The organism is Melissospora conviva (assembly GCF_049523535.1).
Taxonomy (GTDB): domain Bacteria; phylum Actinomycetota; class Actinomycetes; order Mycobacteriales; family Micromonosporaceae; genus Melissospora; species Melissospora conviva.
This window is the reverse complement of sequence record NZ_JBLLDT010000005.1, coordinates 355,069-361,751: the sequence shown is the minus strand read 5'-3', so window position 1 is coordinate 361,751 and position 6,683 is coordinate 355,069. Positions and strand designations below refer to the sequence as shown.

At 69.8% G+C, this 6,683-nt stretch carries 8 protein-coding genes; 4 read left to right on the top strand and 4 right to left on the bottom strand.

The window, feature by feature from the left end:
* On the top strand, positions 1 to 371 hold a 371-nt coding region (locus ACK8GG_RS14940), incomplete at its 5' end, for a macro domain-containing protein (RefSeq protein ID WP_440356591.1).
* 85 nt (positions 372 to 456) lie between these two features.
* On the opposite strand, the gene ACK8GG_RS14935 is transcribed toward ACK8GG_RS14940, so the two are convergent.
* The gene (locus ACK8GG_RS14935; RefSeq protein ID WP_440353648.1) at positions 457 to 1,020 is read right to left on the bottom strand and encodes a TetR/AcrR family transcriptional regulator; all 564 of its coding nucleotides are present in this window, start codon (positions 1,018 to 1,020) and stop codon (positions 457 to 459) included.
* A gap of 50 nt (positions 1,021 to 1,070) precedes the next feature.
* Between ACK8GG_RS14935 and ACK8GG_RS14930 the strand changes: the two genes are divergently transcribed.
* Together ACK8GG_RS14930 and ACK8GG_RS14925 are read left to right on the top strand one after the other, a co-directional pair.
* Positions 1,071 to 2,702, top strand: a complete 1,632-nt coding sequence (locus ACK8GG_RS14930) for an FAD-binding protein (protein WP_440356590.1) — start codon at positions 1,071 to 1,073, stop codon at positions 2,700 to 2,702.
* A 10-nt stretch (positions 2,703 to 2,712) separates the two neighbouring features.
* On the top strand, positions 2,713 to 3,516 hold the full coding sequence (locus ACK8GG_RS14925; protein ID WP_440356589.1) for an SDR family NAD(P)-dependent oxidoreductase: 804 nt from the start codon (positions 2,713 to 2,715) through the stop codon (positions 3,514 to 3,516).
* Positions 3,517 to 3,630: 114 nt separating this feature from the next.
* Here the strand turns inward: ACK8GG_RS14925 and ACK8GG_RS14920 are convergent, their stop codons facing one another.
* Together ACK8GG_RS14920 and ACK8GG_RS14915 are read right to left on the bottom strand one after the other, a co-directional pair.
* Positions 3,631 to 4,695 carry an N-acetylmuramoyl-L-alanine amidase gene (locus ACK8GG_RS14920; RefSeq protein ID WP_440356588.1) on the bottom strand — a complete coding sequence of 355 codons (1,065 nt, stop codon included), beginning with the start codon at positions 4,693 to 4,695 and terminating at the stop codon, positions 3,631 to 3,633.
* 200 nt (positions 4,696 to 4,895) lie between these two features.
* Positions 4,896 to 5,153 (bottom strand): transcriptional regulator, encoded by a 258-nt coding sequence (locus tag ACK8GG_RS14915; RefSeq protein ID WP_440350257.1) that lies wholly within the window; start codon positions 5,151 to 5,153, stop codon positions 4,896 to 4,898.
* Positions 5,154 to 5,283: 130 nt separating this feature from the next.
* Here ACK8GG_RS14915 and ACK8GG_RS14910 point away from each other — a divergent pair, with 130 nt between their 5' ends.
* On the top strand, positions 5,284 to 5,916 hold the full coding sequence (locus ACK8GG_RS14910; RefSeq protein WP_440356587.1) for a hypothetical protein: 633 nt from the start codon (positions 5,284 to 5,286) through the stop codon (positions 5,914 to 5,916).
* Here the strand turns inward: ACK8GG_RS14910 and ACK8GG_RS14905 are convergent, their stop codons facing one another.
* Positions 5,917 to 6,666: a hypothetical protein gene (locus ACK8GG_RS14905; protein ID WP_440356586.1), complete on the bottom strand. Its 750-nt coding sequence runs from the start codon at positions 6,664 to 6,666 to the stop codon at positions 5,917 to 5,919.
* Positions 6,667 to 6,683: the final 17 nt, after the last annotated feature.

Sequence of the window (6,683 nt, the reverse complement as noted above, 5' to 3'; positions counted from 1 at the left end):
TCGGTGCTGCCACGAATGACTCCCTTCAGCTCCATCAGAGCATGATCGAAAGCCTCCGAGCTACCGGGGGAACCTCAGACTTCGCACTCGGTGCCACCCGGTTGGTGCAGGTTGCTCCGGACCTGTGGGTGGCGAACATGGTCGGGCAGCGCGGCATCAAGACCGGCAGCGCCGGTGTGCCGATCCGCTATGAGGCTGTCGAACGGTGCCTCGATTCGCTTGCCGAGCACGCGCTCACGCTGGGTGCCTCCGTGCACATGCCCCGCATCGGCTGCGGGCTGGCCGGGGGGACCTGGACGCGGATGGAGCCGATCATCCTGCGAACCCTCTGCGCACGGGACATCGCCGTAACCGTGTACGACCACCGGTAGCGGCGATGAAGGCTGCGGAAACGCCTACGGGTACGCGATCGCCGTGAAAAATCGACGCCTATCGACTGCGGCGGCAACCGTCGGTTCAGGCGGGAGGTAGGAGCCTTGCGGTGGCGAGCGCGCGCCGTACGTGGTCGCGCAGGGCGGTGGTGTCGACGGCGGTGACGACGATGCCGTAGACCATGCGCTGGGCGAGCATCACGTCGTCGACGGTGAGCGCGGGATCCGCCAGTCCCGCTGCCTGGGCCCGGGCCAGCGACGGGCCGAGCAGCCCCCGCATCCGTTCGGCGCCGTCGTAGTCGGCGGCCTGGCGGCGGGCGTCGACGACCATCTCCACGAACGCCGCCTCGTTGATCGTCCGCTCGATGACCAGGGACCAGAGCCGGACGAACGCCCCGGGGTCCGGGTCGGCGGCGAGCCGCTCGTACTCGGTCCAGTGCTCGTCGAAAACCGCCAGGGCGAGTGCGAGCCGGGTCGGGAAGTGCCGGTAGAGGACCCCCTGGCTGACGCCGGCCTCCTTCGCCACCGCCGACAGGGGGGCGTGGTAGCCGCGGGTGGCGAAGACCACACGTGCCGCAGCCAGGATAGCGAGCCGGTTGCCGGCCGAGGCGGCCGGGCCCCGGTTGCCCCTTCGTACGTCAGCAGTCACACTGGAACTGTAACCGGACAAGGTTGTCCGGTTCGAGGAAGGGACCGACGATGACCTTCGACAAGAGCTACGACGTGGTGGTGGTCGGCACCGGTGCTGCCGGCTTCGCCACCGCCCTGGGCGCCATCGACGAAGGCATGTCGGTGCTGCTGCTGGAGAGCACGGCGAAGTGGGGTGGCAACACCGCGATGTCCGGCGGCGGCATGTGGCTTCCCGCCAACCCGCTCATGGCACGCGACGGCGTCAGCGACTCCCGCGCCGAAGCCCTCACCTACCTCGACGCCACCGTCGGCGACGAGGGCCGCGCGACCAGCCGGGAGCGCAAGGAAGCCTTCGTCGACGGGGTCGCCGACTTCGTCGAAACCGCCCAGAAGTACGGCATGGAGTTCGTCCGCGCCGGCGAGTACGCCGACTACTACCCGGAACGCCCCGGCGGCAAGATCGGCCGTGCCCTGGAGCACAAGCCCTTCGACGTACGCAGGATCGGCGACTGGTGGAAGTCGACGCAGGCGCCCGCCGCGCTGCCGGTCCTCACCGACGACGTGTGGCTGCTGGGCCGGGCCTGGTCGACGCCGAGTGGTTTCCGCCGTGGCGCCCAACTCGTCTTCCGGGCCGCCGGTGGCCTGGTCCGGGGCGCGAAGCTCGCGGGCATCGGGGCCGGTCTCACCTCCTCGTTCCTGGAAGCCGTGGTGATCAAGAACAAGGCCGAGCTCTGGCTGGAGTCACCGCTGGAGGACCTTGTCGTCGAGGACGGCCGGGTCGTCGGTGTCCGCGTCACCCGCGAAGGCCGGCAGGTCACGATCGGCGCGCGCCGCGGTGTGATGCTCGCGGCCGGCGGATTCGACCACAACCGTGAATGGCGCCGTAAGTTCCACGGCATCAACGGCTCGCCGTCCGGCGCTCCGGGCAACCTCGGCAAGCCGATCGACATCGCGATGTCCCACGGTGCCACCGCCGAGCTGCTCGACGACGCCTGGTGGGGCGCGTCCGTCGCGCCGACGAGCGCCTCCGAGCCGTCGTTCATCGTCGGCGAGCGCTCGTTCCCGTACTCGATGATGGTTGACGCCCAGGGCGACCGGTTCGCCAACGAGTCCGAGTCCTACGTCGACCTCGGCCACCACATGCTCGAACACGACAAGGCCGGGCCGTACTGGATGATCGCCGACCGCCGGCACGCCCGCCGCTACCTGCGCAACTACCTGCTCGACCCGCGGGCCAAGAAGGCGATGCAGCGCGAAGGCGTCTACTTCAAGGCCGACACGCTGGAGGAGCTGGCAAGGAAGATCGATGTCGACCCGGCCCGCCTGACCACGACGGTGGAGCGCTTCAACGGCTTCGCCCGTGCGGGCGTCGACGCCGACTTCGGTCGCGGCAACTCTGCGTACGACCGCTACTACAGCGACCCGACGGTCCACCCGAACCCGAACCTGGGTCCGCTGGAGCGGGGACCGTTCACCGCGGTCAAGGTCGTCATCGGCGACCTCGGCACCAAGGGCGGTGTGCTCACCGACGCCGAAGCCCGGGCGCTGCGCGAGGACGGGACGGTGCTCGAAGGCCTCTACTCGGCCGGCAACAACTCGGCCTCGGTGATGGGCCGGACCTACCCGGGTCCCGGCTCGACCATCGGCCCGGCCGTCGTGTTCGGACTCCGCGCCGCCCGGCACATGGCCCGCGACAACTGAGGAGGGCACCATGGAGATCAGGGAGAAGGTTTTCGTCGTCACCGGAGCCGGAAACGGCATTGGCCGGGAGGTGACCCTGGGCCTGCTCGCTCGCGGTGCCCGCGTCGCGGCGGTGGACCTCAGCAAGACCGGCCTCGACGAGACCGCCGAACTGGCCGGAGCCGGCGACCGGCTGACCATCCACCCGCTCGACATCACCGACCGTACGGCCGTTGCGGCCCTGCCCGCGGCGGTCACCGACGCCCACGGGCAGGTCGACGGTTTGATCAACGTCGCCGGCATCATCCACGCCTTCACGCCGATCGGCGCGCTGAGCTTTGACGACATCGAGCGGGTGATGGCGGTCAACTTCTGGGGGACGGTCAACACCACCAAGGTGTTCCTGCCGCTGCTCGAGGCCCGGCCGGCGTCGTCGCTGGTCAACGTCGGATCGATGGGTTCGCTGGTGCCGTTCCCGGGACAGGGCGCCTACGGTGCGAGCAAGGCGGCGGTGAAGCTCTTCACCGAAGGACTCATCGCCGAGCACCAGGACGGCCCGCTGAAGGTGACCATCGTCTTCCCGGGCGGCATCGCCACCAACATCCTCGGCAACTCCGGGATCGAAATGCGGCACAGCGGCACCGACAAGGCGGCCGCCGCAGCCAAGCTCACCCCGGCGCCGGAGGCGGCGCGTCAGATCATCGACGCGGTCGTCACGGGCAAGCCGCGCGTCACGATCGGCAAGGACGCGCGGATGCTCGACCGCCTCTCGCGTCTCATGCCGGCCCGGGCGATCCCGCTGATCGCCAACAAGATGCGCGACCTGATCTCCTAGCGGCGCCGACGAGCCGGGGTACGCCAGATTGTGCGTACCCCGGCTCGTGCGGCCCGGTCGACCTCTCCGGCGACCTGGGCCGGTCGCCGTGGGCCTGCGACGGGCCCGGGTCGCCTACACCCGGGTGACCCGGACGGCGTCGGCCACCACGTAGCCGGAGCTGCTGCTCCAGCGGCTCACCGCGATCAGGTCCCGGTCCCCGGCGGCGAGACCGAAGGTGCCGAGCGACCGCCAGACGCCGCCGTTCACGCGCTGGTCGACGTTCACGGTCCGGGTGCCCGCGCTGGTGACGATCACGTGCGGTGTGGTGCTGTTGTAGCCCGGGTCGGCGGGGTGCCGTACCTCGATGCGGTAGTTGCCGGCGGCCGGAATGTCGACCTTGAACCAGGCGGCGTCACTGGCGGGGGTGGGGCTGGCGAAGTGGTAATCGGCGCCGTAGCGCTGACTGGAGTACGCAGAGATGCCCCAGTTGCCGCCGGCGGTGAAGCGTCCCGCGGTCGAGTTGTCCACGATCACGCTGTAGGCGGGCGGCGCGACGCCGGTCAGCCCCAGATGCGCGGCGATGCCCTGAGCGTGCCCCCGGGCGGTGGCGGTGATGAAAGCGGCCCGCTTGAGCAGGTTCGCATCGGCCAGGGTGTCGATGAAGAGGTTCTCGGTGAGCACGGCGGGCATGCGCGTCTCGCGCAGCACGTGGAAGTTGGCGGTCTTCAGGCCCCGGTCGGTGACCGTGCCGACGGACCGCATCCCGGTGAGGATCCTCGGGTGCAGCGCCTTGTGCAGGTTGACGGCGGCGGCGCTCGCCGTCGGGTACCGGTAACTCTCGAAGCCGGTGCCGCCTCCCGAGTTGATGTGCACGCTGACGAAGATGTTCGCGCCCCAGGCGTTGGCGTCGTCCGTACGCCAGGTCAGGCTGCGGGTGATGTCGGTCGTCCGGGACATCCGGACGTCAACGTTCCAGTTGGCTTTGAGGATGTCACGCAGCTGCAGCGAGATGGCGAGGGTCAGGTTCTTCTCCTGAAGCCCGTTGCCGATCGCCCCGGAGTCACTGCCGCCGTGGCCCGGGTCGATGTAGACCTTGGGTGCCGCCGCCTGTGCGCGGCCGCCGAGAACAGGGGCGACCGCCGCGCCGACGACTCCCGCCAGCAGAGCGCGCCGCCGCATCGCGGAGTTACCGAACATGTGCACCTCTCACCGGTAAGACATCCATGATCTTCGTAATATAGTGGTGTGTCGGTCCAGGTAGAAGATTCCCGGCCGCAAGATTTAACGACAGGTTCCCTTCGCCCCGGCGGGCGTCAGCGAACGGCAACGCGGCTGCGGATGTTCCTCGACGGCCGGCCGTAGCCGATGATCGGCAAGCCCGATCGGCCCGGATCCGGTCAGCGGCGACGCATGACCGCGTACAGGAGCTGGCTGTTGCCGATCTCGGAGATCGTCACCAGTTCCCAGCCCAGCGCCTCGAGCACCTCGGCCGCCGCGACGGCCTGCGTCATCTGATGGGCGCCGATGCCCCGGTTCGCCACCACCGTCAGCAGCCGGTACGGGTAGCCGCGCAGGTCGACCCGGTTGCTCAGGACCGTATCGGCGGTCACCGTGCGGGTGTGCATGATCTGCTCAGGCGTCTCTGCGGGAGCCATGCTCCGCACCTTAACCGCCCCGCGCCCGAAAGGCCGCCGTCCCGCCCACGAAAGGCCGCCACCCCGCGCGAGAGCCGCCGGCCCGCGCACGGACAGCCGCCGTTTCGCGTCGGCGGGTACGGTCATGGGCGTGACTGCCTCACCACGCCGATTCGCTGCCGCTGCCGCCTTCGTCGCCGCGTCCGTGGCCGCGCTGACCGGCTGCGGTGGGGCGGCCGAGAACCCCACGGTCACCGCCCCTACGGCCGGACCGTCGGCAAGTGCCCCCGCGGCCCCCTCACCGACGGGATCGTCCTACACGGCCGCGGGACTGGACCTCTGCGCCCGGGTGGACCTGGCGCCGCTGGCGGAGCTGGAGCTGACGGTGACCCGGACCGACCCGGCACCGCCGGTCGGCCGGCCCGGCGCGGCGTGCCTGTTCGAGATGCGCACCCGGGGCGGGCAGCAGGCGAACCTGCGGGTCGAGGCCTCCACACCCGCGACCGTCGAGGAAGCGGGCCGGCTGTTCCAGGCCACCGGTCAGGTGACGGCCATGACGGCGGCGGGGCCGGTGCCGGGCGTGGGGGAGGAGGCCGAGGCCTTCACCAAGCAGTCGACGCCCGGCTTCGACTACGCCGAATACCTGGTCCACGCCCGGACCGGCAACCTGGTGGTCAAGGTGTGGCTCGCCGTCGGCGGCGACTCGTTCACCCCGACGGCGACCCTGGCCGAGAAGTCCCTGGCCATCCTCAGAGCGACCCAGGCCGCCGTCCCGACGGACTGACTATCCCCGTACGGCGTGCGGCCACGCGCCGCCCGGCAGCTTCGAGTGATCCCCGACCTGGGTGGCGATGTCGCGGACGTTGCCCAGCGCGTCGACGAACCGCTGCCCGATGCTCAGCAGGGTGTTGAGCCCCGCGGTGACCAGGTCGCCGACGGACTTGGCGAGGGTGGAGACGGCCCACGGGATGTCGATGACGCTGCCGGCCTCGACGGCGGCCTGCGTGAATTTGCCGGCCAGCCCGGTGACGATCTTGGCCAGTTCGACGGCGTAGTCGACGTTGGCCTTGGCGATGTTGAACAGCCACTGGCTGATGAATTCCGACTTGACCACCGTCTCGTCGACGGCGGCCTTCTGCTTGGCCATCTTGGCCGAGTGGGCGCTCGCCGCGTCGCCGCTCCACTTGGCGAAGTTCTGGTTCGAGGGCTCGGTCGTGGCGAACGACAGACCGGAGACCGGCGTCTTCACGTCGGTGACCCACTGGAAGCTGGTGCTGATCAGCGACAGGACGGGGGTCTGGTGATCCAGGGCGTGCTTTACCCGGTCGAGCACTTCGTTCAGACCGTCCCGCGCGCTGTCGAGCCTGTTCTTCAGGTACAGCACCACGGGAATGCCGAGTAGCACGCTCCACTTGCGCACTCGATTGACGAGATCGTCGAACGCCTCCACCGCCGCCTCGGCGCCGGAGTTGATCTGCTCGAACGCCTTGTTGAACGGCTCGCCGAACTCGATGTCGGGAATTGCTGGCTGCATGCGCTCGTACCCTCCGG